Genomic DNA, 24,160 nt, shown 5'->3' with positions numbered 1-24,160 from the left:
CGGCAGCGGGTGCTGCTGTGCTGTGTAGTCTGCATGGCTCGTACTCTTGGTGAGAGGTTTCGAGACAAAGACTACAATCCAATTTGTAATTTGGTCAACACGTTAATTTGTATTATTTTTTATTTACAATAAAAAACCCGAATAAACGGGCTTTTTTTGATTGTCTGATTTGTTACCTCAGGACCGAATACCAGAATACTCGTCCTAGAACGCATATGTCTTCGTTGCGGATTTTTTCTGGGGAGTACTCTTCGTCGGGGTATTCATCGCGATTAAAGCTTCGCATCCTGATGCCACCTGATGGCAGGCGATAAAGAATTTTTACACGCAGATGATCGTTATGCCTCAAGGCATAGATATCGCCATCTTTGATGTCTTGCTTCCCTTGATCCACCCCTACTGTACTGCCGCTGGGTAGGACCGGCTCCATGCTGTGTCCTGATACAGTCACGCAAATGGCATTTGCGGGATCTATGCCTTGTCGTCTTAGGGTCATCTTTCCAAAGCGCAGCTTTGACTTTGAATAGTGCTCAACTGCAGAGCAGCCCGAGCCCGCAGACAGTTCTATTTCCTTTAACAAAGGAATCTCTACCTCATCGTCGTCTAGCGGGGTTTCGTCATCCCACACTTCGATAGGTCCAAGCATTACCGCATCGGCAGTGACAGATTTGGGCGCTGTCTTTGCAGTAGGACTGATGCCAGATACTTCATCCATGGATAGCCCAAGCACCTGAGCTATCTGTAATGCAAATCGGGTGTTCTGGGTGTTGCCTGCTTCAAAAGCAGCATAAGTCTGCTGGCTGAATGTTTCATCAGGGCCTAGTAGTTCGCGGACTCGATCAGCGAGGGCTACCTGGCTTAGTTTCAGGGCCTTCCTGCGGGCCTTGAACAGTGCTGCTACAGGTGAGGGTGAGCGCGTTGTTTTGGTCATGCGGGAAGGATACAAACCCTTTTGTATTGTTTCCAACACGCTAATTTGTTGCCTGAATACAAATTAGCGTGTATTTTCCGGTTGTACTTTTCGCTTTGAGGTCTTCATGAGCCCAAAAACAGAGATGCGCGAGGCACTAGTGGCCGCCGTGGATTCCGCTAAAGGCCAGGTCGCATTCGCATCAGCCATGTCGACTTCTGGGCGGCCTGTATCTCAGCAAATTGTTTCGTATTGGTTGAAGCGAGGCTTTTTGCCTGCAGAGCTGGTTGTGCGGGCCGAGTTTATTACAGGAGTTTCGCGGTTTCGCCTTCGACCTGACGTGTTCTGTATCCCTAAGGATCTTGAGCCAGACCAAGCAGCATAAGAAAGCATCGACCCAAAGCCTCTCACCAAAGAAACACCGGGTCGACAGAGCGATGCAGCAGTAAAACAACATCGCTAAAAGGGTGCTGAACCGGAGCCTCTCACCAAAGATCCTCCGGTCCAGCGACGACGATACACAGCACATGCACATCGGTCGTGGTCGTAGGATAGGGCGTGCCCTGCTTTATGGCTACACCGTAAAAGGGGTTTTTACGGTTATGAGTCGCATCGATCTATTACCGGACGCTGGTCCGGTGCTTTCATTGCGTCACGCGCTGTATCGCGCAGGGCGTTCCTATAAGGGTGGTGTCACCGCTTTAGCGTTTGCGATGGTGATCGACAATGACGCCCTGCAAAAGAAACTCAAACTTGATGAAGAGCGCCGCTGGCTGACGCCGGATGAGCTGGAGGAGGTGATTCGCCTCACGGCTGATCCGCGTTTGCTTGATGCCTTAGTGCGTCCAGCCGGGGCCGTTTGGTACAAGCCAACGCCAGTGCCTGCTACAAAAGAAGCGTTGAAAGCGGTAGGCAAATTGCTTCATGAATCGGGCGAGTTTGTATCTTGCATGCACGACGGTGTGGCCGATGCCGTTTGGGAAGCTCACGAAGTCGCCCTGCTCGAAAAACGCGGCATGGACGTTATCCGTGAGGTGCTGGGCATCATGACCGGCGCACGTCAGGCAATGGAGGATCGCGACAATGGCTGATGACGTCGATCTGGCTAACGACTATGCGGATGAGTTTTTGCAGCGTGCTCTAGCGCGACGCGCGCTTGAGAAACGTCTACGCGAAGCCAATGCCACGGCCAGCGCCGAATTTTGCGTGGATTGCGATGACGCCATTCCGCTGCTTAGGCAGCAGGCAGTCCAAGGATGTGAAACCTGCATCTCCTGCGAAGAGTTGCGGGAGCGCCGCAGATGACTGACCGCTCTCAAGCTGTGCCGATGGCGACATGGGCACAACGCTACATTGATACTTTCAACTTGGCACTGGTGGCCATCGAACCCGGTGAAAAAGCTCCAAAGGGGTTGGGCTGGAATAAACCCGGCGGCTACATCACTGATGCGAGCGCGGCTGAGGCGTTTTGGGCAGCAAACCCAACGCACAACCTTGGCGTGGTGCTTGGCCCTAGCCGCGTGTGCTCATTGGATGTGGACGATGTGCAGTGGACGCGTCACGTCTTGTACGAGCTTCTCGGCCTGGACCTGGACGCAATGGCATTGGTTTACCCGACCGTAGTGGGTAATCCGGCGCGCTTTCGTATCCTGTTTCAGTTGCCCGATGGTATAGACTTAACCCGTCACTCGCTGGCTTGGCCCAATGAAAACGACCCTGATGGGTCGATTTTTAAAGGTCTGATCGCAAAAGCCAAAGCAGCAAAAGACGCGGGCGATCTGGTGGGCGAAGCCGCCGCGCGCGACGAGGCTGAGCACTTCAAGCGCTTTACTGTTTTCGAGTTGCGTGCAGGTTTGGTGCAAGACGTGTTGCCGCCATCTATTCATCCCGGTACCGGCAAACCATATACCTGGCGCACGCCTCCTTCCGCCGAGGGGTTGCCAGTACTGACCAGTGACCTGCTGAACATTTGGCAGAACTGGGACATTTTCAAACGTGACGCCGAGTCAGCTTGCCCTTGGGTACCAAAGACTGAAAAGCCCAAAGCCAAGCCGACCAGGGCACCTGTGCAGGCGCCCGGCAACCGACCCTCGGTGATTGATGAATTCAACCGCTGTCATGATGTTGAAGAACTGTTGCGCACGCACGGCTACATCAAGCGCGGCAGCAAATGGCTCTACCCGCAGAGCAGCACCGGCTTGCCGGGCATCACCATTACCGATGACAAGCTGTACTCGCACCACGGCGCTGATCCGCTGGCCAATGGTCATCAGAACGATGCATTTGAGGTGTTTTGCCTGCTTGAGCACGGCGGAGACCAATCCAAGGCGGTCAAAGATGCCGCGCGGATGTTGGGCATGCAGCAATCGTCTCGACCATCGCCTGCGGATCTTCCCCCGACCCCTTCTGAGGATGCCAGCGGGCCGTGCGATTCTATGCCTGCAAGCGCAGCGGCTCCTGCACCTGAGGGGGGCGGGGGGAGTGAGTGGACGGCAGACCGTATCTTCCAGCGCTTCGCCCTGATCGAAGGTAAGACCGCCGTTTTCGACATGTTCAAGCGCGTGATTATCAAAAAGCCCGCGTTTGAGTTGCTGGTCACGAAAGCGCTGGCCAAGGACTGGTTTGAGTCCGCTCAAAAAAAAGTTATTGCTGACGACATGGCGGAGCGCCAAGCCAGCAAAGCCAAGGCTGAGGCCAAGTTTAAGCAGGTGTCGGGGGAGGGCATGAGCCCCACCGAACGTTACGTCTATATAGATGGCACCAAAGATTCATGGGACATCAAGTGTCGCCGTCGAGTCCCCGAGGGCGCCATGCGCATGGCCTTGGGTGATGCGTACGCCATGTGGCTGAACAGCCCGGATCGTCGCACCGTGGACATGGAACACATCGTGTTTGACCCCCGCATGACGAAAGACCCCGAGGTGTACATCAATACCTTTGAAGGGCTGCCATTGGTTCCGATCAATGAGCCGAACAAATGCCGCACCCTGCGCTCGCTGTTCGGCTTCCTGTGCAACCACGACGAAGCTGCCACGGACTGGCTGATCAAGTGGTTGGCTTACCCGCTGCAAAACATCGGCGCCAAGATGGACACCGCTGTGTTGCTGCACTCTACGATGGAAGGCAGCGGTAAAAGTTTGTTGCTCAGCGACATCATGGGCGCAGTTTATGGCGAATACGCAGCCACGGTTGGGCAGTCGCAGTTGGAGTCAAGCTGGACGGTGTGGCAGTCAAACAAGCTATACGGCGTGTTTGAGGAAGTGGTCAGCCGTGATCAGCGTTACAACCAGGTGGGCAAGATCAAGCACATGGTTACCGGCAAAACAGTGCGCATGGAGTCCAAGTTTGTGAACGGTTGGGAAGAAGCCAACCATATGAACGCGGTGTTTCTTTCCAATGAGATCATGCCGTGGCCGATTGGTGAGAATGACCGGCGCATGTTGGTGGTCTGGCCCAAAGAAACGCTAGGGCCGGATGAGCAGGAGCGGGTGAAGTATGAGTTAGCCAACGAGGGCATCCCGGCGCTTTATGACTACCTGCTCAGCTATGACCTGGGCGACTTCGATCAACGCACCCGGCCACCCAACACGGAAGCCCGTCAGCGTTTGGTGGATTTGAGCATGGCGAGCTGGCAAACCTTTCTGCGTGAATGGCGCAATGGACTGCTGGGTGCACCGTTCAGCGTGTGCGTCAGCAGTGATCTGTACGCGTTGTTTTTGGAGTGGTGCCACCGCAACAAGGAACACACCTTGAGTCATACCAAGTTCAGCGGGTTCATCTCCACGGAAGTGGACAAGATTCAGGGCAAGCCCTGGATGGATGGTTCACGGCGCTCCTTCGGCACGTTTTTCTTTCCTTGGTCGGGTATCGACGCTGCACCTTCCCCGCCCCCATCCCTGACAGCAGCCGGGCTGGGCGCTGCGGTGGTGACGTGGCGCGAAGCAGCCAAGGCAGGCGGCTGGAGTGTGGGCAGTTGGGAACACGTGAAGTTTGGTCAACGACAGGACAGCGCAGCATGACGGCCCATTGTGTGTGGGGTGTGTTGACGGTGTGGCGGGTTAGAAACCCCAACCTGACACAGCTACAGACCACGCTTTTAAAGGCTTTCGGGATCAGTGTGTCAGGTGTGGCGGGTTTCTCGCACATGCGGGCGTGTGTACATGCGCAATCAGTCAAAGGTTGATGTTCATTAATTATTTCTTGTACGTGAGAAGAACCCCAACACACCTGACACACCCAACACATAGAGCATTAAGGCAATGTTTTTAAAGGTTTTTTTGTGTGTTGGGTATGTGTCAGGTTGGTTCTTTTCTGTGCCAGGTTGGTTTTTCAGGAGTAGATGGGGATGATTCAGCAAATCGAAGAACTGATGCAGCATTGGGGCGAGCAGCACTGCCACGTTGGCGAGGCCGGTGGCTTGGGCAGTCCAATGGCGACGATCATGCAATACGGCGGCTGCGCCCCTCGGGGCACGGCAGGTTCACGGGATCTGTTGGTAGGAGCGGGCGCGGGTATGGATCACATCGCATGCGAAGTGGCAGCAGCCGTTGCCGAACTGGACCGTCAGTCAACCAAAGGCAAGCAATTGGCCAAGCTGGCCAGACTGCGTTATTTGCATCAACCCGCCATGCCGCGACGTGAACAGATGCGACTGCTCGACATTACCGAGGGGGCAGACCAAACGTATCGCAACTGGGTGAAGCGGTTGCATCAACAAGTGATGTTGATCCTCACCGTTCGAAGTGGCACCACACGGGGCTATACCCGGCGCAGCGGCAGCCAAGCAACCAACCTGACCCGCGCAACGGTGCTGGGCCAAGGCGGTTAAGCGTTGACCGCTCGTCGGGGTGACTTGCCTCAAACCTGCGTCAAAGTGGCGTCAAAGTGAGTAGAGCAAAATGACCGAAAAACACCTCTTTTCGGTTTTACCGAACAGGGGTAAAACGTCCCCACGATATGAATTCTGCGCCTGAGCGCTACCCGAGCACGTGCTGTGCACCTCGCCCTGGCACCCACCAGCGCACTGAAAACCCTGCCCATTCCGGCGGGGTTTTCTTTTTCCTCGTGCCACATGAGTGTGATCTGGCAGTTACGAATTTAACGCCGCATACGGCCAGATCCGGTCCCTATCTTTAAAGTGCATCAACCTCTTTGCTCAACTGCTTGACCACGACACCAAGCAGTTCAGGAAAGGTCTCATCGTAGAACCTTGCCTCTGTTTTGAACGGATGCATCGCGGGCTTGTTGATTCCAAACTTCTCACCAGCACTGGTGAGCTTCTTGAATGACTTCATAGCGCCACTGCCCGTGGTACTGGCGTATTCGAAGTTTTCCGCATGTCCTGCTTTAAGCAGCGCACTCATGATGGTACTTGCGTCAAATGAAACGCCGCGCTCGGCGATTAGTGCTTTCAGAGATTTTGCTTGCATAGCGTATTCCTTACGTAGCGATAAATTTTTGCCCGGCACCCTAGCCGTCTTCTTGGCTGCCCGCGCCTCAGAGACTGAGATACGGTTTCGAATCCCTTCGAATTTTCAAGATTAACCCTTTTCCTCCGGACAACTAAATGACGAATGAACAACAAGCGTTAGCTGAGATGCCGCTGTGGTTACTGATTGTGCTGTCCATGATCGGTGGCGTGTCCGGTGAGATGTGGCGGGCGGACAAGGACGGGGCGCGAGGCTGGTCACTGGTGCGGCGCTTGGTGTTGCGCTCCGGTGCCTGCGTGGTGTGCGGCTTGTCCACCATGATGCTGCTTCACGTCAACGGCGTTTCGCTCTGGGCGTCTTCGGCACTGGGCTGCCTCACAGCAATGGCCGGGGCGGATGTGGCCATCGGGCTTTATGAGCGTTGGGTTGCAAAGCGGTTGGGTGTTTGTGACCTAACTGCAAAGGATAGTGAGCGTGGACAGTAACGACAAAATGATGTGCTGACTGCTCCGTAGGTAGGTGTAGGCGCCGGCCTACGGAGCATGGTGGGTTGCTTGGTTCCGATACGCTTTTAGCTTGGAATATCTATTTCGCGAAGAGTTACCGTGGAAGTGCCGGCGTAATAGCCCTGTTCATTTATCCGTTTTACTACGTCGTCCTTATCAATGCCGGTTGGCAGCTTGTCGTGTTCACTATCGACTGAGCGCTGATGGCTTAAGCCTTTTAGGAAATTAACATCGGTGATCGAGATATCTTTGATGCTCTTGTTTTTTTCAACGATCAGAATTTTCTCAAGTCCCTGATCACGATAGATGTCTAACAACATTCTGAATGTCCTTTCCAGTTAAGAGTGTTGGGTAATTCCTTGGCCGACCTGGTTATCGAGGCCGATCATTTCTCTGTAGTGCCATTCCAGCGACTTGCCATCCTGGCAGGTCCTTATACCTGCAAAGGTGAGCTAATGAGCAAGTCCACGCTGACTGTATATCTTCCTGACCGCCCTTTACCCCTTTGCGTTGAGGCTGACACCTTCAAGTATTTTGGGTGTGAGCTGGCATTGGAAAAAGACGGAGAAATCGTAGCTCGTTCGTCTGATCGTGGTTTTGTTGTCCAGTCCGACCTGTTGCGTGAGCCGACATTGGGCTATGGCGTACAGCCAATTGATCGGGTTGAATCATGTGTTGCGCTGCCAGCCCCCGCCCGGCTCGCTGAGTTCAAGACTAATCCTGCACCTGCTTGGCCGTTCTCGGTTGGCATGGCTGTTGGTGTTCTATCAAGCGGCTGTGTAGCAGTCGCGTTGCTGATAGGTGCTTAAAACGACGGCGTTTGTGACGTTACCACCCCATCGGATCGCTCGTAATAATCCCCCCGTGTTCAAATCCTGCCGGGGACCCTGGGCATTTTCCACGGGTACGGGGCAGGAAACCCGCGGGAAAGCATAACTGGCTGGCCTTCAAACTTAGTTAACTGCGGTTAACAGTTAACTGCCTGTATTCATTGGGTTAACTGGTAGTTCAATTATGGAATTTCTAACCAAGTCGGCCTATGCCGCGAGTCGTAATTGGTCCAAGGCATGGGTGTCCAAGCTCGCTAAACAAGGGCGTTTGGTGTTGTCCCCTGAAGGGCTTGTGGATGTGGCAGCAACAAATGCCTTGATCGATAAAACGAGTGATCCCAGCAAAGTCAACGTTTCTGTCCGGCATGAGCAAGAGCGAGCCAGCAAAGGTCACCCCTCGGCTGATCCAGTAGGCCCGGCGGCGTTTTTACAGGCTGCGCCGGGTGACTTATCTGAAACGGGTGGTCTGCGCCCTGACTTCCACAAGGCTCGCGCTCGTCGCGAGCACTTCAACGCCATGACCGTCGAGGCGGACTTCTACAAAAATCAGGGCACGTTGGTGGAGATGGCTGCCGTCGATGAGGCGGCTTACACCACGGGACGGCTTCTGCGGGACTTGTTGTTGGCTGTACCCACGCAGATCGCGCCTGAGCTGGCGGCAATGACCGATGCCTGGGGTATTGAAAAACACCTTATGGCCTCGATCCGTCGAGCACTTGAGGACGCCGAGCGCATGTCAACGGCCGACCTTCGGCACTCACTGTCAATCAAGAAGGACAACCATGCTCAGTAATCAACGGGGAGGCGAAGAGGTCTACCGCGCGGGCTACTTTCGTGGCCTGCGCCCAGAGCCCGAGCTGTGGGTCGATGAGTGGGCTGATCGCTATATGCGAATCCCTCAAAGCTCTGGCGCTGCTGAGCCTGGCCCATATCGTACTGAACGCACCCCTTATGCGCGTGAGCCGATGCGTTGCCTTTCGCCGGCACACCCTTGCAAGCGAGTCGTCACAATGGTGGCCTCGCAGTTGATGAAAACTCAGATCGCGCTGAACTGGATCGGCGGCTGTATCCACATGGCACCGGCCAATATCCTGCTGTTGGAGCCCACGCAGAAGCTGGCCCAAAGCGTTGCAGGCCGCGTTGACCAAGCCGTCGAAGCCGTTCCTGAATTGCGTGAGCGAGTTGTCGTACCGCGTTCGCGCAAAGGCACCAACACGTGGGAGAACAAACAGTTTGAAGGTGGCCGCCTGTTCATTGCGACGGCGGGTTCATCCTCCAACCTTGCGGAAAAATCCGTGCGCTATGTGTATGGCGATGAGGTGGATCGCTGGGAGATGGACATTGATAACGAGGGCGATCCGGTAAAGCTGGCCGAGGCGCGAGCGTCCACGTTTGGCCGCAATGCCAAGTTTTACTTCTCCAGTTCCCCCACGATCAAGGGGGCGTCGCGCATTGCCGATCTGTTCAAGATGAGTGACCAGCGTCACTACTACGTGCCATGCCCGCATTGCGGCCACATGCAAGTGCTGGAGTGGACCAACCTCAAGTGGGATGAAAATTACCGCCTAGTGCAATACCTGTGCAGTGGCCCTGAATGCGGCGCAATGATTGATGAACACGCTAAGGCCACGATGCTCTCCAAAGGCGAGTGGCGTGCTCACGCGCAGGGTGATGGGGAAACTATCGGTTTTCATCTCAACGCCTTGTACGCGCCACTGGGCTGGACGAGTTGGGCGTCTCTGGCCAAGGACTTTGATGATGCCTTGGTCATGCAAAAGCAGGGTGACCAAGCAACGATGCAGGTGTTCTACAACACAAAACTTGCACTGCCTTGGGACAACGCAATGGAGCAGACCAAAGCGGAGGTCTTACAGGCAAGGGCGCGAGCCGAAAATTATGTGTTGGGCACAGTCCCTATAGGTGCGCTGATGCTCACCGCAGCGGTGGACGTTCAAGGTAACCGCCTTGAGTTCATCGTCATTGGCTGGGGGATGGGGATGGAGCGTTGGGTGATCGACCACCAGGTGATCATGGGCGACCCGTGCGATTCCCGAACCTGGGAAGTGCTCGATGACAAACTCAAAGTGCGCTACCGGCATGCAAGTGGTGTGGGTTTAGGCATTCTCGCAACAGCCGTCGACTCTGGCGGACACCACACCCACGAGGTATATCAGTTTTGCCGGATTCGCCGTTGGCGCAACGTATTTGCGGTGAAGGGCGACAGCCACTCCAGCAAAAACATCATCGCCCAGCGACCTTCGCGGGTGGATGTGAACTGGCGCGGCAACATCGAGAAGAACGGTGCTGAGCTGTGGATGATCGGTACCGACACCGCCAAGGACTGGATTTATAACCGATACCCGTTGGAGTCCGGCCCCGGTGCTTTGCACTTCGCAAAAGACCTGCCGGACGACTTCTTTGCTCAATGCGTCGCCGAGCGCAAAGTCGCCCGGTACGTCAAAGGCAAGCGTCGGGTCGAGTGGACCAAGAGCAAGGCCGAGCGCAACGAAGCGCTCGACTTGATGGTGTATGCACTGGCAATGGCCGAATACCTCGGTCTGCATCGTTATCACGAGAACGACTGGGAGAAGGTGCGGCAATCGTTGATGCAGCACCATTTGTTTGAAGACAAAACACTGCCTGCTGACGACACCGAACCTGAAACATCAGTCCAGCCTGTGGCCAGCTCACTTGTAACGCTTCAAACAGCACCTCCACAAGCGGTCGTCACCCATCCCGTATTCACACCAAAACCGGTTGTTGCTGCACCATCTCGCCGTGTCAGTAGAAGCGGCTACCTCAAGAGACGCTGATTATGTCCTTTACCCAAAAGCACCTCGACGCCGTTGAGTCGGCCATCGCGCGTGGCGAGAAAACCGTGCGCTACGCCGACCGCACCGTGGAATACCGCACGGTCGATGAGCTGCTCAAGGCCCGCGACGAGATCCGCAGCTCGCTGATTGCGGCCGCCGGGCCACGCTCACGGGTGATCCGGCTGTATCACGCAGGCAAGGGGCTTTAAATGGCGCGCCAGTATCCAACCCTGACCCGCAACGGGTTTCTGTTGCCCGAGCGGATCAAAGCCAGTTACGAAGGGGCCGGTGAAGGCAGGCGCTCGGCCAGTTGGGAGGCGCCGGACATCGGCATCAACAGCCTCAATACCCCGGCCTTGCGCAATCTGCGCGCCCGTTCGCGCTCGGCGGTGCGCAACGATCCGTATGCGTTCAACGTCATCGACAAGCGCGTCAGCAACCTGATCGGTACCGGTATCACCCCGCGTCCCAAAACCGAAGACGATGCCCTGCGCAAGTTGCAGCAAGACCTGTGGGATGACTGGGTCGACGAGTCGGACGCCGATGGCCTGACCGACTTCTACGGCCAGCAGGCGTTAATCGCCCGCACCGTGGAAACGGCCGGTGAATGCTTTGTGCGCCTGCGGCCTCGCGGTCTGGACGAGGATCTGGCCGTGCCGTTGCAGCTCCAGGTACTGGCCCCGGAATTTGTGCCACACGACAAATTCGAACCGTGCAAAAACGGCAATAGCATCCGCGCCGGGATCGAGTTCAACCCGGCCCACCAGCGCGTGGCCTATCACATGTACCGCGTCCACCCGCGTGATGCGTCGTCGCTCAACGCCGGTTACAACCAACTGGTGCGGGTTCCGGCGGAACAAGTGCTGCACATCTTTGAACCTGTAGAACCCGGCCAGTTGCGCGGTGTGCCGCGTTTGGCCCCGGTGCTTAAACGCCTGCGCAGCCTGGACAACTACGACGACGCGGTGTTGTTTCGCCAAGAGGTGGCCAACCTGTTTGCCGGGTTTATCTCCAAGCCGCCGCCGGAGAGCATGCAACTCGCGCTAGACCCGACGACCGGCAAGCCGTTTAACGAAGACCGCGACGGCTTCACCCCGATGGTCGCGCTGGAACCGGGCACCATGCAGGAACTGGGGCCGGGCGAAGAGGTGGAGTTCTCCAAACCGCCGGATGCGGGTAACAACTACCCGGACTTTATGCGCCAACAACTGATGGCCGCTGCGGCCGGGACCGGCACGCCGTACGAAATCCTCACCGGCGACATGCGCGAGGTTAACGACCGGGCGTTACGGGTGGTGCTCAACGAGTTCCGGCGCCGTCTGGAGCAACTGCAATTTGGCGTGTACGTGCACCAACTGTGCCGCCCGGTGCGCGCCGCGTGGCTGGACATGGCCGTGCTCGCCGGTCGCCTGACACTGGTCGACTATGCGCAACGGCGCCGTGAATACCTGCGCACCCGTTGGGTGCCGCAAGGCTGGGCCTACATCCAGCCGGTGCAAGACATTCAGGCGCGAATGATGGAAGTCAACGCGGGCTTCAACTCCCGCAGCGAAATGGTCCTGCGTCAGGGCTACGACGCCGAAACCGTCGACGAAGAAAACGCCGCTGACCAAAAACGCGCCCGCGAGCTGGGCCTCAATTACAAAACGCTCGTCGAGCTGCCCACCGAACCGGCCGACAAGGAGACGCCATGAACAGGCTACGCATTTTCAACAAGGCGGGTGACCTGCCGTTGCCGCAGGACAAACACTGGTACAGCCTCAAGGCCAGCGGCGAGGCCGAAGCCCGCAGCATTGAGGTCTACGTCTATGGCGAGATCGGCACCTGGGGCATCACCGCCAACCAGTTTGTGCGCGATCTGGCAGCGATGGACGACGGCGTGTCACCGATTGTGGTGGCGTTCAACAGCATCGGCGGCGACCTGTTCGACGGGTTGGCCATTCACAACGCCCTGTCGCGGTTAGGCGAGCGCTGCACCGGGCGGGTTGATGCGCTGGCAGCCAGCGCGGCCAGTGTCGCGGTGTGCGGGGCGCACAAGGTGGTGATCGCAAGCAACGCGATGCTGATGATCCACAACCCGTGGACCTACGCGGCAGGCGATGCCGAGGATCTGCGCAAGGTCGCCACGGCGCTGGATCAGGCGCTGGAAGTCATCATCGCCGCCTACAAGGCCAAGTCGCCCAACATCGATGAAGTGGAGCTGCGGCGTTTGGTCAATGCCGAAACCTGGCTCACCGCAAGTGAAGCGGTGGCCTTGGGGCTGGCCGACGAAGTGGGCGAGGGCGTCACCGTCAAAGCTTGTCTGGGCCAGGGCGGCGCATTGCAGCGTTATCAGCATGCGCCGCAAGCCTTGCTGGCTCAGTTGGAGGAACCGCCAGAACAGCCGCTAGAACCGGGGCCTGAACCAGAATCCGAAAAACCGCCCATCGTTGACTCGGCCGCATTGGCCTTGTTGATCACCCAGAGCTGCAACGCCGCCGGGATCAGCAACCTGATCGAACCCATCATCAACACCACCAAGTTGGTCGACGAAGCCACGGTCAACGCCGCCATCACCAACGCCAAAGCCGTGCGCGACCTGTGCGTGGCGGCGCGGCTGCCGGAGTTCACCCAGCAGTTCGTGGCGTCCGGGCTGACCGCCGAAGCGGTGCGCGGTCGCCTGTTCGACAAATTGGTGAGTGGCGGCGGGTTTGAGATCGACAACAGCCTGCCGATCAACGATGACCCGGCACCCAAAACCCAGGCCAAACAACCTGACACCAACGCGATCTACGCGGCCCGTCGCGCCGCTCAGACAGGGGTAAAAGCATGACCATCAAACATGAGCCGATGCACGCGGGCGAGTTCCTGCTCTCCGAAGGCGCGGGCAACATCTCCCGCGAAGCCATCAACGTGGCCGCTGGCCCGGCCCTGAACCCCGGCCAAGTGCTGGGTCTGGTCACTGCCTCGGGTGAGTTCGCGCCGTACGTGCCGACCGCTGAAGACGGCAGCCAGACCGCCGTTGCCATCCTCTACGGCCCGCTGGGCGAGTCGGACATCGTGCGCCGTGGCCGTGCGGTGGTGCGCTTGGCCGAAGTCAGCGAAGCGCACCTGACCGGCCTCGACCCTGAGGGCGAAAAGTCGCTGGCTGAACACTTTGTGATCGTGCGCTAAGCCGACCATCTCTTTACTGCACCCCGCCATCGAGCGGGGTTTTTACATTCTGGAGAGTCCCCCATGGCCGACATCGCTATCTTTGAAGACGATGCGTTTTCTGTTTCGTCGCTGACCGCTGCCATCAACGAACAACCGTACCAGCCCGGCCGCCTGAGCAGCCTTGGTCTGTTTCAGGAAGAGGGCATCACCACCCTGACCGTACAGATCGAAAAGGACGGCGACACGCTGGCCCTGGTGCCCGCCGGTGAGCGCGGCACCTCGGGCCTGATCGTCGGGGCCAGCAAACGCACGCTGATCCCGTTCAACACCGTGCACCTGCCGGAACGCTTCACCATCAAGGCCGATGAGATTCAGGGCATCCGCGCCTTCGGTACCCGCAGCGAATTGCAGGCCGTGCAGGACGTGGTCAATGCGCGACTGTTGAAAGCGCGTCGTCAGTTGGACGTGACTCACGAATTCCAGCGAGCCGGTGCCTTGAATGGCCAGATCCTCGACGCGGACGGCAAGACGGTGCTGCTCGACCTGTACAAAAGCTTCGGCGTTGAACGGCAAAAAATGTCAATGGGGCTGAACGTTGCCGACACTGACTTCCGCGTTAAATGCGGTGAAGCCCTGGACCTGCAAGAAGATGCGCTGGGCAGTGTCACCAGCACCGGTTCCCGCGCGTTCTGCGGCAAGCACTTCTGGAACAAAATGATGGGCCTCAAGGCAATCAAAGAGACCTACGTCAGCTCGGCACAGGCCGCAGCGTTGCGCGGTGATGCCCGTGAGAGCTTCGAGTTCGGCGGCATTGTCTGGGAGCGCTATCGCGGCAAGATCGCGAGCGTGGCGTTCGTCCACGACGACAAAGCCCTGCTCGTTCCCGAAGGCGTGCCCGATCTGTACATCTCGGCCTTCGCCCCGGCCGATTACATGGAAACGGTCAACACCCAGGGCATCCCGTACTACAGCAAGATCGAGCCGATGCCCTTCAACAAAGGCATGGCCGGCGAAGCGCAGTCCAACCCGCTGCACATCTGCACCCGACCGCGCGCGCAGATCCTGCTGGAGCTGTAAGCGTGGGCATCCGCGATCTTGTGGCCGACATCGACAGCGTGATCTTCGACGTGTTGGCCGACACCGGTCACATCGAAGGCCGCGCCGAGCCGGTGTTGGGCATGTTCTCGGCACCGTGGAAACAGCCGCAGATCGGGCGTCTGAACACGGCCATTCGTGAGCCGCACTTTGTGGTGCGGGTGGCGGACTCCGACGGGCTGAGCAAAGGGTTGAAAGTCACCATCGACCTGCCTGCGCTGGACGGTGGCGGCGATTACGACCTGTTGCAACTGGAGCCCAGCGGCGACGGGCTGGTGTCGCTGATCTTGAGGAAACGTGCATGAGCATCGGCAGTTTCAGCGAAGTCAAAAAGAACAGCGGCATGCTCCATATCCAGGCCTCGGCTGAGGATCTGAAAGCGTTTGCAGACTTGGCCATCCTGGTGCCCAAGGCGGCTGCCAAAGCTCAGCGACGTGCGATCAACAAAACGCTCGGTTGGTTGCGTGGAAAAATCGCCAGTAATGTAGGTAAGCAAGAAAAAATTGCAGTGAGAGCTGTGCGGCAGCGTTTGCTCACTTACCCGGTGAAAGGCGGTGCAATGCGCGGCAAATTGTGGTTCGGCATCAACCCGCTGGAAGCCAGCCGGGCAGGGCGTGCCCGTCAGACCAAGGCGGGCGTGTCGGTGGCGGGGCGGCGGTATCAGGGCGCCTTCTATAAGAAGGTGTATGGCAATCAGGCTGACGTGTGGATTCGTACCGCGAGCAAGCACTTCAACCCGGCCGATTATCCTGATAGCGAGGTCTCATCCCGTACCGGGGGCAGTTCAGGTTTTGTAGGTGAAAACAGTGACCGCTTCCCGTTGGCCAAAGCCAAAATCTCACTGGACGCCGTGCGCCCTCACTTCGACGCCTGGAGCCGCAAGGCCGACGAACGCTTGATGCACGTCCTCAAACAAGAAATGAACTTCGAACTGCAAAAATACTTAAAGGGGACGCGCCGTGCCTGAGCCGCCGTTTAGCCTCGACCTGCTGTATCAGACCATCGAGCAGCACCTCCAGCAACACTTGCCGGGTGTGCAACTGGTCAGCTTCTGGCCGGACATCCAGCAACACATCCCGCTCCCGGCGGTGTTTCTCGACATCGCCGAAATCGAGCCGGGCACCGATATCGGCACCGGTGAAACCACCCTGACCCTCACTTTTGAAGCACGGGTGATTGTCGACGTGATCCGCGCCGATCATTACCCGCAAGCCGTGCACCTGGCCACCCAACTGGCGGTGCTGTTACGCGCCCAGTCGTGGGGTTTGCCGGTTGAACCGGCCGAGTTTCAGCGGTCGAGCCAGGATTGGACGCGCCCGGAACTGGACGGCTACACCGTATGGCTGGTCGAGTGGACGCAGACCGTTTATCTCGGGGAACAAGAATGGCCATGGCCCGATGAACCGCCGGGAACGCTGCTGATCAGCGTCAACGACGAAGACCACGTCGCCCCCGAGGATCTGCCATGAGCTACGCCAGTGCTGAACACGACCGCATGATCGCGGCCCTGTTGATCCCCTGCTACGTGGTCGCGGTGGACTTGGCAGCGTCACCACCCGCCTGCCGCGTATCCACCGGCGACTGGACCAGCGCCTGGGTGCGCTGGCACAGCGTGGCCGCGGGCAAGGCACGGCACTGGCGCGCGCCGAGTTTAGGTGAGCAGGGCGTGCTGTTTAACCCCAGCGGACAGGCAGGCATGGGCACCTTTGTGCCGGGGCTTTATGGCGATGCAGGCGCGCCACCGGACAACCGCGACCACGTTGAAGTGTGGCGGTTTGATGATGGCGGTTCGCTGGTCTACGACTGGCAAGCCAAAAGCTACACCATCACCTTGCCCAGCGGCACCGTGACCATTGCGGTGGGTGGCAGTTCGGCGGTGGTCACTGAAAGCGCCGTTACGGTCACAGCCGGTGCCATCGACTTGATCGGGTCCGTCAAGATCGACGGCACGCTGGAGGTGACAGGCGACATCAACGGCCTTGGCAAAATTATCGATGCCGGAGGCAATACGCCGAACCATAAGCACTGACTGAAGTTGGAGGGGAATTCATATTTTGAATAGCTGCTTGCGTACAATTCCTTTACCTATCGAATCTGCTAGCTATTCGCAATCAATAAGTCAGAAGAAAATGGTAGATGTAAAGTAACTGTCGTGAGCACTAAAATGTCCAAACCAATCAAGACTATCAGCAACGGCTATCGTTATGATCCATTAGATCGTTTGATTAGTGATAACTCAACCCAGCTTTTTTATAATGCTGATCGCATTGCAACAGAACTGAATAGCAGCAAGGCAATAGTTTTTTTTTGCCATGAGCGCACGCCGCTAGCTGAAATTCCGATAGGTTCTGAAGCTACATTGCATGCACTGGATCTAAAGTCGTCAATATTGAAAAGTATTAGCGCTTTTGAAAGTCAGGCCTGGAGTTATACTCCCTATGGTTATCGGGTCGCTGGGAGTTGCGGAGGGATAACAGGTTTACTCGGGTTCAACGGTGAGCGAGCGGACCTTGTGACCGGTCATTATTTATTAGGTCAGGGATACAGAGCGTATAATCCTGTTTTGATGCGATTCAATAGCCCGGATAATTTAAGTCCCTTCGGTAAGGGTGGCATTAATTCGTATTCATTTTGCGAGGATGATCCTGTCAATAATGCGGATCCCGATGCACATTTCAGTCAGTTTTGGAGGGTGATTAGAGATGCCATAGCCAGCAAAAGAATTTTTAATACCGTTGCTAGAACACGAGCTGTCGCGTCTCCAGAGGTGGCCACGCTTCTCGGGCTCTTCAGTAAGGTAGAAGGTGCACCTCATGTCACTGAAACTATACTGTCTCACCTTGATGGCCGAGACTTGGCTAGTTTTTCAGCAACGTCGAAAGTGTTAAAAAAGACAGTGGATGAATTTGTAACTCCGGCACAGACGCTCTTTGCTGACAAGGGGCATGAAAGGCTGTTGACCGTTTTTGAGAATGCAGCGAAAGGGAATGTAACAGGTATTTTGCCGAGAGATGCTATTGTTGGAGTTAAACATTTAAAGGTAATGCAGGGAATTAGGGCGAGGCGAAAGATGAAAATATTCAAGAGTGTTCAGCATGTTATCCCTGGTCAGGATCATGCAGGGCAGTCGAGTCTTGCCAGGCGTAAGGCTTTCCGTATAAGAATGGACAATTAGCTTTGGCTTTAGGCCAAGAGTAACGATATTTTGAGTTGTTTTGTATTGTGGTTGTTTAACTGTATTTAAAGAGTGTTTTAAGTTATATCGATTGCAAATAACATACACATTAGAGGTCTCAAACAGCCCGCCCGTGCGGGCTTTTTAATACCTGGAGAAACGCATGGCCAAGACATCTGACGAAAAAACCGCTATCGATGCAGCACTGGATCTGCAAAAAACCACCCCTGACACAGACCCCGTCCGCACCTTCCGCGACAAGGTCTACACTTCCCGCACCCTGATCTTGCCCGGCGGCGCCACGCTTCCGGTCGCCAAAGGCCGTGCCACGGCGGTCGACGATCAGCAGTTTCAGTACCTCAACAGCCACCCGGATTTTGAACGCCTGACGGAGTAACCCGCGATGATCGGAATGGATCGCCACACCGGCGCGGCCCTTTCCGGCGTCGAGCATTTGCGCCAATCCATTGCCGACATCCTCACCACCCCGGTGGGCAGTCGGCGCATGCGCCCAGCCTATGGCTGCCAGTTGCGCCGGTTCGTCGACATGCCGATCAACGCGGGCTGGAAAAGCGCGGTACAGGCCGAGGTCGCCCACGCGTTGAACCTGTGGGAGCCGCGTTTCAAGTTGCAGTCGGTGCGGGTGTCGGCGGTGCTCGATGGCGTGATCACTTTTGAACTCAAGGGCCTGTACCGGGGCGAGGGCGTAGCAATGGAGGTGAGCGCATGAGTACCGTGGACCTGTCGGCATTGCCGACCCCGGAGGTGCTGGAGTCGCTGGACTTTGAGGACGCCTATCAGGAAGAGCTGGCGGTGTTTCGCAGCTATATGGGCGACAACTGGAACGCGGCGTTGGAGAGCGATCCGGTGGTCAAGCTGCTGGAGCTGGGCGCATATCGGCGGCTGCAGATCCGGGCGCGGATCAACGACGCGTCCAAGTCACTGCTGTTGGCCTACGCCCAGCGCACCGACCTCGATCACCTCGCCGCCAACGTGCGGCTTAAACGGTTGGTGATTCAGGAAGCAGATCTGCAAAGCGTGCCACCGGTGCCGCAGGTGATGGAACTGGACGACGCATTACGCGAGCGTATCCAACTGGTGTACGAGGGCCTGACCACGGCCGGGCCGCGCAACAGCTACATCCTGCACGCGCGCAACGCCTCGGCGCTGGTGGCTGACGCGCAGGCCGAAAGCCCGAGCCCGGCCCACGTGGTGGTCACCGTGTTGCATCTGGAGGGCAACGGCGTGGCCGACCAGCCGTTGCTGGACAAGGTGCTGGCTCACCTCAGTGATGAAGACATACGCCCGGTCGGGGATCGGGTCACGGTGCAAAGCGCCGAGGTGCAGGAATACCGTATTGACGCGGTGCTGCACATGGCCGGGACCGGCTCGGAAAACGAAGCGATTCTGGACGAAGCCACCCGGCGCCTCGCGGCCTGGATCAACCCGCGTCGGCGCCTTGGCGTGGAAATCGCCCGCTCGGCCATTGATGCGCAACTGCACATCACCGGCGTCAGCCGCGTGGACTTACCCGGCTGGGTCGACATCCCCCGGGCCACGCACCAAGCCGCCTTTTGCACCGGCTACAGCGTGACCCAAGGCGGTGCCGGATGAGTCTGCTTCCGCTCAACAGCACTCAGTTAGAGCGGGCCATCGAAGCGGCGATTGATCACGACCCGGCGATTCCGATTCGCACCCTGTACAACGCGAAAACCTGCCCGGCGCACTTGCTGCACCAGTTGGCGTGGGCGTGGTCGGTGGACCGCTGGGACAACCGCTGGAGCGAGCAAGTCAAGCGCGCCGCCATTGAGTCGGCGTTCTTCATCCATGCCCACAAGGGCACCATCGGTGCGCTGCGCCGGGTGGTGGAGCCGCTGGGCTATCTGCTGGAAGTGATCGAGTGGTGGCAGACCGTACCGCTTGGCGTGCCGGGCACGTTCGGGCTCAAGGTCGGGGTGCTGGACACCGGCATCACCGAGGAAATGTACCGCGAGCTGACAGCCCTGATCGATGACGCCAAACCGCTCAGCCGCACGCTGACCGAACTGGTGATCAGCCTTGAAAGCACCGGCCAGCTCAACGTCTTTTCCTGCCTGTACGAGGGCGAGGTGATCGACGTGTACCCACCGGCGCCGCACGACATCGAGGTCACGGGGCATTACGGCCCGGCTGGCCGGGAACATCAAACCGAATACCTGGACGTGTACTCATGATTGATCAAAGCAGCCAGTTCATGGCGATCCTCACGGCCGTGGGCGAGGCCAAGCAGGCCAACGCCGACGCGATGAACATCCCGTGGACGTTCTCTCAGATGGGCGTGGGCGATGCCAACGGTGCCGACCCGCAGCCCAACCGGGCGCAAACCAAGCTGATCAACGAGCGCCGCCGCGCGCCGCTGAATCAGGTCAAGATCGACCCGAAAAACACCAACGTGATCATTGCCGAGCAGGTGATCCCGGAAAACGTCGGCGGCTGGTGGATTCGTGAAATCGGCCTGTACGACGCGGACGGCGATCTGGTGGCGGTGGCCAACTGTGCGCCCAGCTTTAAACCGGAGCTGGCACAAGGCTCCGGCAAGACCCAAGTGGTGCGCATTAACTTCATCGTCAGCAGCGCCGCCAACGTCACGCTCAAGATCGACCCGAGCGTGGTACTGGCGACCCGGCAGTACGTGGACGACCGCATCATTGAAGTGTTGCCGCCGACGCGCAAGCCCGGCAGTTACACCAAGGTGCTGATCGACAAACGCGGCGTGGTGGTCGAGGGCAGCAATCCCGAGACACTGGCCGATAACGGAATCAAGGACGCTTACACCAAAACGCAAGTCAATGACTTGCTGCAGGTGAAAGCGCCGCTCGACAGCCCGGTGCTGACCGGCACCCCGAAAGCACCCACGGCGCCGCTGACCAGCAACAGTCAGCAGTTGGCCAACACGGCTTTCGTTCAGGCGCTGGTTGCCTCGCTGATCAGCGGCGCGCCGGGTGCGCTGGACACCTTGAAAGAACTGGCCGACGCCTTGGGCGGTGATCCAAACTTTGCCAACACCATCATCAATGCCTTGTCGCGCAAAGTGTCCCGCGAAGGCGATGAGATGTCCGGGGGCCTGACCCTCGGCAATGGCACCGATGTATCGCCCTCGCTCAGCTTTCGCGATGCCTCCGGTATTGGCGGGTTCAGCCTCAACAAAGGTGTGTTGCGCTACATCGGCTATTACGGGTCGCAATCCAAACAACTGTTCTCGCTGGACTTCAACAGCGGGAACGTGGCCAACGCGCGCGGCGCCTTGTGGGACGTGGTCACCTATCCGCCGTCGACGTTCTGGAACACCGGCAATTTCAACCCGGCGTCCAAAGCGGACGCGGCAGCGGTCACGGCCGCACTGGCGACCAAGGCCGACAACGCGACCACGCTGGCGGGCTACCGCATCGGGGACGCCTACACCAAAACCCAGACGGCCCAGCTGGTCGAGAACGCGATTACCGCGCTGGTGGGTTCCTCCCCGGAAGCGCTGAACACGCTCAACGAACTGGCGGCCGCGCTGGGCAATAACCCGAACTTCGCCACGGCCATCAACGAAGAACTGGCCAAGCGCGTGCGCAACACCGGCGACACCATGACCGGCCCGCTGACCCTTGCGGGCCTGACCACCAGCAGCCCTTCGATGAGCTTCAAATCTGAAGAGGGCGTCGGCTCGCTGAACGTCTACCGACAGCGTCTGCGCTACATCGGCTATTACGGCAGTGAGTCGAAAGAGATCTTTTCGGCCGACTTTGCCACCGGCGACGTGTTCAACGGGCGCGGCGCGTTGTGGGACGTGTCCAAGTACCCGCCTGCGCAGTACCTCAAGGTCAACCAGTCGTTGGCCAGCGGATCGAACCTGCATTGCGGTTCTGGGAATTCGCCGTATATCGCGTCCATGACCAGCGAAACCGGCTCGCTGGAAGTGCATAACGAGGCCAACAGCGCGGCCTCGGCGGTGATGCTGTTTCACCGCAAAGGGATTTTCGGGGCCTACTTTGGCTTGGACACGGACAACCAGTTCAAGGTCGGCGGGCTCTCGATGGGCGCCAATGCCTACACCGTGTGGCACTCGGGCAATGCCCCTAAGAGTACCGGCAGCATGGGCGCCACGGGCTGGTGGCGCTGCCCTGATACCGGGCTGATGCGTATGTGGGGGGTGACCAACAGTGTCGGGCAGGATTCGGCCGTGGCGGTGCCGCTGCCGATGACCTTCCCGAACGCGGTGTTCGGTGTCCACTTCATACAACAGGCCGAGATGAAGCCCAGCGCGGTGGGTAACTACGGCGTCAAAGACGTGACCCGCCAAGGGTTCACACTGGTTAACGGCAACGACGGCGTAGGGCCGTGTTATTGGGAGGCGTGGGGAAATTGAAGACTGACACCTATTACCTGCACCGCACGCAGTTGAATTTCTACTGTGATTCGGTGTTTGGTCCACGTCGCATCGACGTGGTTGATCCCGAGTGGACGCCGCCTGTGGTGTATGTGCCGGACCCGGACTGGTCACCAGATGCCGACAACCTCAGTGCGTCGGCGCCGAACATTGAAATGCTCGATCCGGACGCCATACCGCCCTTGATCAGCGTGCCCAACCCGGGCTGTAAACTGCCGCCTGAGCACGAGCTGCTGGAACTGAGCGAGGCGTTGTACCTGGAACTGTCCCACGCGTCGGCGGCAGGCAAGGTCGTGGCCCTGGACGAGAACGGTGTGCCGTGTCTGGTTGACCGGCCGCCACCCAGCCTTGCCCAGCAAGCCGCCGGACAGCGCCAATGGCGTGACCGGCTGCTGCTGAGCACCGACACGCTGATCGTTCGCCATCGGGATGAAACCGAAGCCGGTCGGCCGACCACCCTTGGCGCTGATCAATACCGGGCGTTGCAAGGCTTTCGCATGGACCTGCGCGACTGGCCCGAATCCGAGGCGTTTCCGGACGCCACCCGGCGCCCGGTCGAGCCGGACTGGTTGGCTGACTACCTTGCCTGACGCCCCGCACCCCGGGGCGTTTTTGTATCCACCGTTTGACCCACACAAGCCCCGCCCTGCGGGGCTTTGTTGTTTCTGGAGAGTACCTGTATGAGCACAGCCAGCCGTTTTCACGGCGTTACCGTAACGCTGGTCGACACCGGCGCGCGCACCATTGCGCTGCCGTCGACCTCGATCATCGGACTATGCGACACCTACACCGTCAGCCCGGCCGCATCGGCCAAACCCAATGACCTGGTACTGCTGACCAGCGAGCGCGAAGCCATCGCCGCGTTTGGTGAAGACTCGGCCATCACCCGTGCGGCCAAGGCGGTGTTCTTGAAAGCCAAGGCCGTGATCGTCGCGTGCGGCGTGGCCAAGCTGGAAGACGAAGCGCTGCAAACCTCAGCCATCATCGGCGGCGTGTTGGCCTCGGGCCAGCGTACCGGCCTGCAAGCCTTGCTCGACGGCAAAAGCCGCTTCAACGCCCAGCCGCGGCTGTTGATCGCGCCCAAGCATTCCGCCACGCAAGCGGTGGCTACGGCCATGGATGCACTGGCGGGCAAGTTGCGCGCCATCGCCATCGTCGACGGCCCCAACACCACCGACGAGGCGGTGCTGGCCTACGCGCAGGAGTTCGGCAGCAAGCGCATTTACATGGTCGACCCGGGCGTTCAGCAGTGGGACACGATCACCAGCAAAACCATCGACGCCCCGGCCTCGGCGTTTACCGCTGGCCTGTTCGCCTGGACTGACACCGAGTACGGCTTCTGGGCCTCGCCGTCGAACAAGGAATTTGTCGGCATCACCGGCACCACACGCCCGATTGAGTTTCTGGATGGCGACGAAACCTGCCGCGCCAACCTGCTCAACAACGCCAACATCACCACCATCATCCGCGACGGCGGCTACCGCCTGTGGGGCAACCGCACGCTGTCGGCCGATTCGAAATGGTCGTTTGTCACCCGCGTGCGCACCCTCGACATCGTGATGGACGCGATTCTGGCCGGGCACAAATGGGCGGTGGACCGCTCGATCACCAAGACCTACGTCAAGGACGTCACGGACGGCCTCGAAGCCTTTATGCGCGACCTGAAAAATCAGGGTGCAGTGATCAACTTTGAAGTGTTTGCAGACACCGAACTGAACACGGCCAGCCAGCTGGAGGAGGGCAAGGTGTACTGGAACATCCGTTTCACCGACGTGCCGCCTGCCGAGAACCCTATTTTCCGCGTGGAGGTCACCAACCAATGGTTGACCGAAGTGCTGGACACCGCCGCCTAA

At 58.3% G+C, this 24,160-nt stretch carries 28 protein-coding genes; 25 read left to right on the top strand and 3 right to left on the bottom strand.

What is annotated here, in order from left to right; genetic code table 11:
* Positions 1–172: 172 nt before the first annotated feature.
* Positions 173–931 carry a LexA family transcriptional regulator gene (locus tag IF654_RS12930; RefSeq protein WP_194862905.1) on the bottom strand — a complete coding sequence of 253 codons (759 nt, stop codon included), beginning with the start codon at positions 929–931 and terminating at the stop codon, positions 173–175.
* A gap of 581 nt (positions 932–1,512) precedes the next feature.
* Here IF654_RS12930 and IF654_RS12920 point away from each other — a divergent pair.
* The 4 genes from IF654_RS12920 to IF654_RS12905 all read left to right on the top strand — a co-directional run bounded on the left by IF654_RS12920 (position 1,513) and on the right by IF654_RS12905 (position 5,738).
* Positions 1,513–2,001, top strand: coding sequence for a phage regulatory CII family protein (locus IF654_RS12920; protein ID WP_047275438.1), 489 nt, complete (start codon positions 1,513–1,515; stop codon positions 1,999–2,001).
* Entirely contained in the window at positions 1,994–2,215 is a 222-nt protein-coding gene (locus IF654_RS12915) for a TraR/DksA C4-type zinc finger protein (protein WP_047275436.1), read from the top strand. The genes IF654_RS12920 and IF654_RS12915 overlap by 8 nt, the downstream gene beginning before the upstream one ends.
* Positions 2,212–4,929 (top strand): DUF5906 domain-containing protein, encoded by a 2,718-nt coding sequence (locus IF654_RS12910; protein ID WP_194862368.1) that lies wholly within the window; start codon positions 2,212–2,214, stop codon positions 4,927–4,929. The genes IF654_RS12915 and IF654_RS12910 overlap by 4 nt, the downstream gene beginning before the upstream one ends.
* Positions 4,930–5,255: 326 nt before the next feature.
* Positions 5,256–5,738 carry a hypothetical protein gene (locus tag IF654_RS12905; RefSeq protein WP_194862369.1) on the top strand — a complete coding sequence of 161 codons (483 nt, stop codon included), beginning with the start codon at positions 5,256–5,258 and terminating at the stop codon, positions 5,736–5,738.
* A gap of 304 nt (positions 5,739–6,042) precedes the next feature.
* Here the strand turns inward: IF654_RS12905 and IF654_RS12900 are convergent, their stop codons facing one another.
* The gene (locus tag IF654_RS12900) at positions 6,043–6,339 is read right to left on the bottom strand and encodes a hypothetical protein (protein ID WP_047275431.1); all 297 of its coding nucleotides are present in this window, start codon (positions 6,337–6,339) and stop codon (positions 6,043–6,045) included.
* 137 nt (positions 6,340–6,476) lie between these two features.
* Here IF654_RS12900 and IF654_RS12895 point away from each other — a divergent pair, with 137 nt between their 5' ends.
* Complete coding sequence (locus IF654_RS12895) at positions 6,477–6,824, top strand: phage holin family protein (protein ID WP_194862370.1); 348 nt, start codon at positions 6,477–6,479, stop codon at positions 6,822–6,824.
* An 86-nt stretch (positions 6,825–6,910) separates the two neighbouring features.
* On the opposite strand, the gene IF654_RS12890 is transcribed toward IF654_RS12895, so the two are convergent.
* Positions 6,911–7,165 (bottom strand): hypothetical protein, encoded by a 255-nt coding sequence (locus IF654_RS12890; protein WP_169872820.1) that lies wholly within the window; start codon positions 7,163–7,165, stop codon positions 6,911–6,913.
* Between the two features lie 39 nt (positions 7,166–7,204).
* On the opposite strand from IF654_RS12890, the gene IF654_RS12885 reads away from it, so the two are divergent.
* The 20 genes from IF654_RS12885 to IF654_RS12790 all read left to right on the top strand — a co-directional run bounded on the left by IF654_RS12885 (position 7,205) and on the right by IF654_RS12790 (position 24,160).
* Positions 7,205–7,654 carry a hypothetical protein gene (locus IF654_RS12885; protein ID WP_194862371.1) on the top strand — a complete coding sequence of 150 codons (450 nt, stop codon included), beginning with the start codon at positions 7,205–7,207 and terminating at the stop codon, positions 7,652–7,654.
* 205 nt (positions 7,655–7,859) lie between these two features.
* Entirely contained in the window at positions 7,860–8,468 is a 609-nt protein-coding gene (locus tag IF654_RS12880; protein ID WP_047275427.1) for a hypothetical protein, read from the top strand.
* The gene (locus tag IF654_RS12875) at positions 8,458–10,488 is read left to right on the top strand and encodes a phage terminase large subunit family protein (RefSeq protein ID WP_194862372.1); all 2,031 of its coding nucleotides are present in this window, start codon (positions 8,458–8,460) and stop codon (positions 10,486–10,488) included. Before IF654_RS12880 ends, IF654_RS12875 begins: the two co-directional genes overlap by 11 nt.
* A gap of 2 nt (positions 10,489–10,490) precedes the next feature.
* On the top strand, positions 10,491–10,697 hold the full coding sequence (locus IF654_RS12870) for a phage head-tail joining protein (RefSeq protein ID WP_194862373.1): 207 nt from the start codon (positions 10,491–10,493) through the stop codon (positions 10,695–10,697).
* Positions 10,698–12,182 (top strand): phage portal protein, encoded by a 1,485-nt coding sequence (locus IF654_RS12865; RefSeq protein ID WP_194862374.1) that lies wholly within the window; start codon positions 10,698–10,700, stop codon positions 12,180–12,182.
* Entirely contained in the window at positions 12,179–13,300 is a 1,122-nt protein-coding gene (locus IF654_RS12860; protein WP_047275727.1) for a head maturation protease, ClpP-related, read from the top strand. The genes IF654_RS12865 and IF654_RS12860 overlap by 4 nt, the downstream gene beginning before the upstream one ends.
* Positions 13,297–13,641: a head decoration protein gene (locus IF654_RS12855; protein WP_047275417.1), complete on the top strand. Its 345-nt coding sequence runs from the start codon at positions 13,297–13,299 to the stop codon at positions 13,639–13,641. Before IF654_RS12860 ends, IF654_RS12855 begins: the two co-directional genes overlap by 4 nt.
* A gap of 63 nt (positions 13,642–13,704) precedes the next feature.
* Positions 13,705–14,700, top strand: coding sequence for a major capsid protein (locus IF654_RS12850; protein WP_047275729.1), 996 nt, complete (start codon positions 13,705–13,707; stop codon positions 14,698–14,700).
* A gap of 2 nt (positions 14,701–14,702) precedes the next feature.
* A complete protein-coding gene (locus tag IF654_RS12845; RefSeq protein WP_047275731.1) occupies positions 14,703–15,023 on the top strand; it encodes a head-tail joining protein in 321 nt (106 codons plus the stop codon).
* Complete coding sequence (locus IF654_RS12840) at positions 15,020–15,685, top strand: hypothetical protein (RefSeq protein ID WP_194862375.1); 666 nt, start codon at positions 15,020–15,022, stop codon at positions 15,683–15,685. Before IF654_RS12845 ends, IF654_RS12840 begins: the two co-directional genes overlap by 4 nt.
* Positions 15,678–16,187: a hypothetical protein gene (locus tag IF654_RS12835; protein ID WP_194862376.1), complete on the top strand. Its 510-nt coding sequence runs from the start codon at positions 15,678–15,680 to the stop codon at positions 16,185–16,187. The genes IF654_RS12840 and IF654_RS12835 overlap by 8 nt, the downstream gene beginning before the upstream one ends.
* Positions 16,184–16,747 carry a phage baseplate assembly protein V gene (locus tag IF654_RS12830; protein ID WP_194862377.1) on the top strand — a complete coding sequence of 188 codons (564 nt, stop codon included), beginning with the start codon at positions 16,184–16,186 and terminating at the stop codon, positions 16,745–16,747. The genes IF654_RS12835 and IF654_RS12830 overlap by 4 nt, the downstream gene beginning before the upstream one ends.
* Before the next feature lie 135 nt (positions 16,748–16,882).
* Entirely contained in the window at positions 16,883–17,893 is a 1,011-nt protein-coding gene (locus IF654_RS12825; RefSeq protein WP_194862378.1) for an RHS repeat-associated core domain-containing protein, read from the top strand.
* Positions 17,894–18,056: 163 nt separating this feature from the next.
* A complete protein-coding gene (locus IF654_RS12820) occupies positions 18,057–18,290 on the top strand; it encodes a hypothetical protein (RefSeq protein ID WP_230683702.1) in 234 nt (77 codons plus the stop codon).
* Positions 18,291–18,296: 6 nt separating this feature from the next.
* Positions 18,297–18,623 (top strand): GPW/gp25 family protein, encoded by a 327-nt coding sequence (locus IF654_RS12815; RefSeq protein WP_047275405.1) that lies wholly within the window; start codon positions 18,297–18,299, stop codon positions 18,621–18,623.
* The gene (locus tag IF654_RS12810) at positions 18,620–19,507 is read left to right on the top strand and encodes a baseplate assembly protein (protein ID WP_194862379.1); all 888 of its coding nucleotides are present in this window, start codon (positions 18,620–18,622) and stop codon (positions 19,505–19,507) included. Before IF654_RS12815 ends, IF654_RS12810 begins: the two co-directional genes overlap by 4 nt.
* The gene (locus IF654_RS12805) at positions 19,504–20,106 is read left to right on the top strand and encodes a phage tail protein I (protein ID WP_194862380.1); all 603 of its coding nucleotides are present in this window, start codon (positions 19,504–19,506) and stop codon (positions 20,104–20,106) included. Before IF654_RS12810 ends, IF654_RS12805 begins: the two co-directional genes overlap by 4 nt.
* Complete coding sequence (locus IF654_RS22965) at positions 20,103–22,286, top strand: phage tail protein (RefSeq protein ID WP_230683701.1); 2,184 nt, start codon at positions 20,103–20,105, stop codon at positions 22,284–22,286. The genes IF654_RS12805 and IF654_RS22965 overlap by 4 nt, the downstream gene beginning before the upstream one ends.
* Positions 22,283–22,897: a phage tail assembly chaperone gene (locus IF654_RS12795; protein ID WP_194862381.1), complete on the top strand. Its 615-nt coding sequence runs from the start codon at positions 22,283–22,285 to the stop codon at positions 22,895–22,897. The genes IF654_RS22965 and IF654_RS12795 overlap by 4 nt, the downstream gene beginning before the upstream one ends.
* Before the next feature lie 90 nt (positions 22,898–22,987).
* Entirely contained in the window at positions 22,988–24,160 is a 1,173-nt protein-coding gene (locus tag IF654_RS12790) for a phage tail sheath subtilisin-like domain-containing protein (protein ID WP_194862382.1), read from the top strand.

The organism is Pseudomonas lundensis, from assembly GCF_015377145.2.
Classification (GTDB): domain Bacteria; phylum Pseudomonadota; class Gammaproteobacteria; order Pseudomonadales; family Pseudomonadaceae; genus Aquipseudomonas; species Aquipseudomonas lundensis.
The sequence above is the reverse complement of the archived record's forward strand: the minus strand, read 5'-3'. Positions and strand labels throughout refer to the sequence as shown.

Excerpts from the sequence above, each read along its gene's own strand:
- IF654_RS12930 (WP_194862905.1), bottom strand. The coding sequence starts at position 931 with ATGACCAAAACAACGCGCTCACCCTCACCTGTAGCAGCACTGTTCAAG.
- IF654_RS12920 (WP_047275438.1), top strand. The coding sequence starts at position 1,513 with ATGAGTCGCATCGATCTATTACCGGACGCTGGTCCGGTGCTTTCATTG.
- IF654_RS12915 (WP_047275436.1), top strand. The coding sequence starts at position 1,994 with ATGGCTGATGACGTCGATCTGGCTAACGACTATGCGGATGAGTTTTTG.
- IF654_RS12910 (WP_194862368.1), top strand. The coding sequence starts at position 2,212 with ATGACTGACCGCTCTCAAGCTGTGCCGATGGCGACATGGGCACAACGC.
- IF654_RS12905 (WP_194862369.1), top strand. The coding sequence starts at position 5,256 with ATGATTCAGCAAATCGAAGAACTGATGCAGCATTGGGGCGAGCAGCAC.
- IF654_RS12900 (WP_047275431.1), bottom strand. The coding sequence starts at position 6,339 with ATGCAAGCAAAATCTCTGAAAGCACTAATCGCCGAGCGCGGCGTTTCA.
- IF654_RS12895 (WP_194862370.1), top strand. The coding sequence starts at position 6,477 with ATGACGAATGAACAACAAGCGTTAGCTGAGATGCCGCTGTGGTTACTG.
- IF654_RS12890 (WP_169872820.1), bottom strand. The coding sequence starts at position 7,165 with ATGTTGTTAGACATCTATCGTGATCAGGGACTTGAGAAAATTCTGATC.
- IF654_RS12880 (WP_047275427.1), top strand. The coding sequence starts at position 7,860 with ATGGAATTTCTAACCAAGTCGGCCTATGCCGCGAGTCGTAATTGGTCC.
- IF654_RS12875 (WP_194862372.1), top strand. The coding sequence starts at position 8,458 with ATGCTCAGTAATCAACGGGGAGGCGAAGAGGTCTACCGCGCGGGCTAC.
- IF654_RS12870 (WP_194862373.1), top strand. The coding sequence starts at position 10,491 with ATGTCCTTTACCCAAAAGCACCTCGACGCCGTTGAGTCGGCCATCGCG.
- IF654_RS12865 (WP_194862374.1), top strand. The coding sequence starts at position 10,698 with ATGGCGCGCCAGTATCCAACCCTGACCCGCAACGGGTTTCTGTTGCCC.
- IF654_RS12860 (WP_047275727.1), top strand. The coding sequence starts at position 12,179 with ATGAACAGGCTACGCATTTTCAACAAGGCGGGTGACCTGCCGTTGCCG.
- IF654_RS12855 (WP_047275417.1), top strand. The coding sequence starts at position 13,297 with ATGACCATCAAACATGAGCCGATGCACGCGGGCGAGTTCCTGCTCTCC.
- IF654_RS12850 (WP_047275729.1), top strand. The coding sequence starts at position 13,705 with ATGGCCGACATCGCTATCTTTGAAGACGATGCGTTTTCTGTTTCGTCG.
- IF654_RS12840 (WP_194862375.1), top strand. The coding sequence starts at position 15,020 with ATGAGCATCGGCAGTTTCAGCGAAGTCAAAAAGAACAGCGGCATGCTC.
- IF654_RS12830 (WP_194862377.1), top strand. The coding sequence starts at position 16,184 with ATGAGCTACGCCAGTGCTGAACACGACCGCATGATCGCGGCCCTGTTG.
- IF654_RS12825 (WP_194862378.1), top strand. The coding sequence starts at position 16,883 with ATGTCCAAACCAATCAAGACTATCAGCAACGGCTATCGTTATGATCCA.
- IF654_RS12820 (WP_230683702.1), top strand. The coding sequence starts at position 18,057 with ATGGCCAAGACATCTGACGAAAAAACCGCTATCGATGCAGCACTGGAT.
- IF654_RS12815 (WP_047275405.1), top strand. The coding sequence starts at position 18,297 with ATGATCGGAATGGATCGCCACACCGGCGCGGCCCTTTCCGGCGTCGAG.
- IF654_RS12810 (WP_194862379.1), top strand. The coding sequence starts at position 18,620 with ATGAGTACCGTGGACCTGTCGGCATTGCCGACCCCGGAGGTGCTGGAG.
- IF654_RS12805 (WP_194862380.1), top strand. The coding sequence starts at position 19,504 with ATGAGTCTGCTTCCGCTCAACAGCACTCAGTTAGAGCGGGCCATCGAA.
- IF654_RS22965 (WP_230683701.1), top strand. The coding sequence starts at position 20,103 with ATGATTGATCAAAGCAGCCAGTTCATGGCGATCCTCACGGCCGTGGGC.
- IF654_RS12790 (WP_194862382.1), top strand. The coding sequence starts at position 22,988 with ATGAGCACAGCCAGCCGTTTTCACGGCGTTACCGTAACGCTGGTCGAC.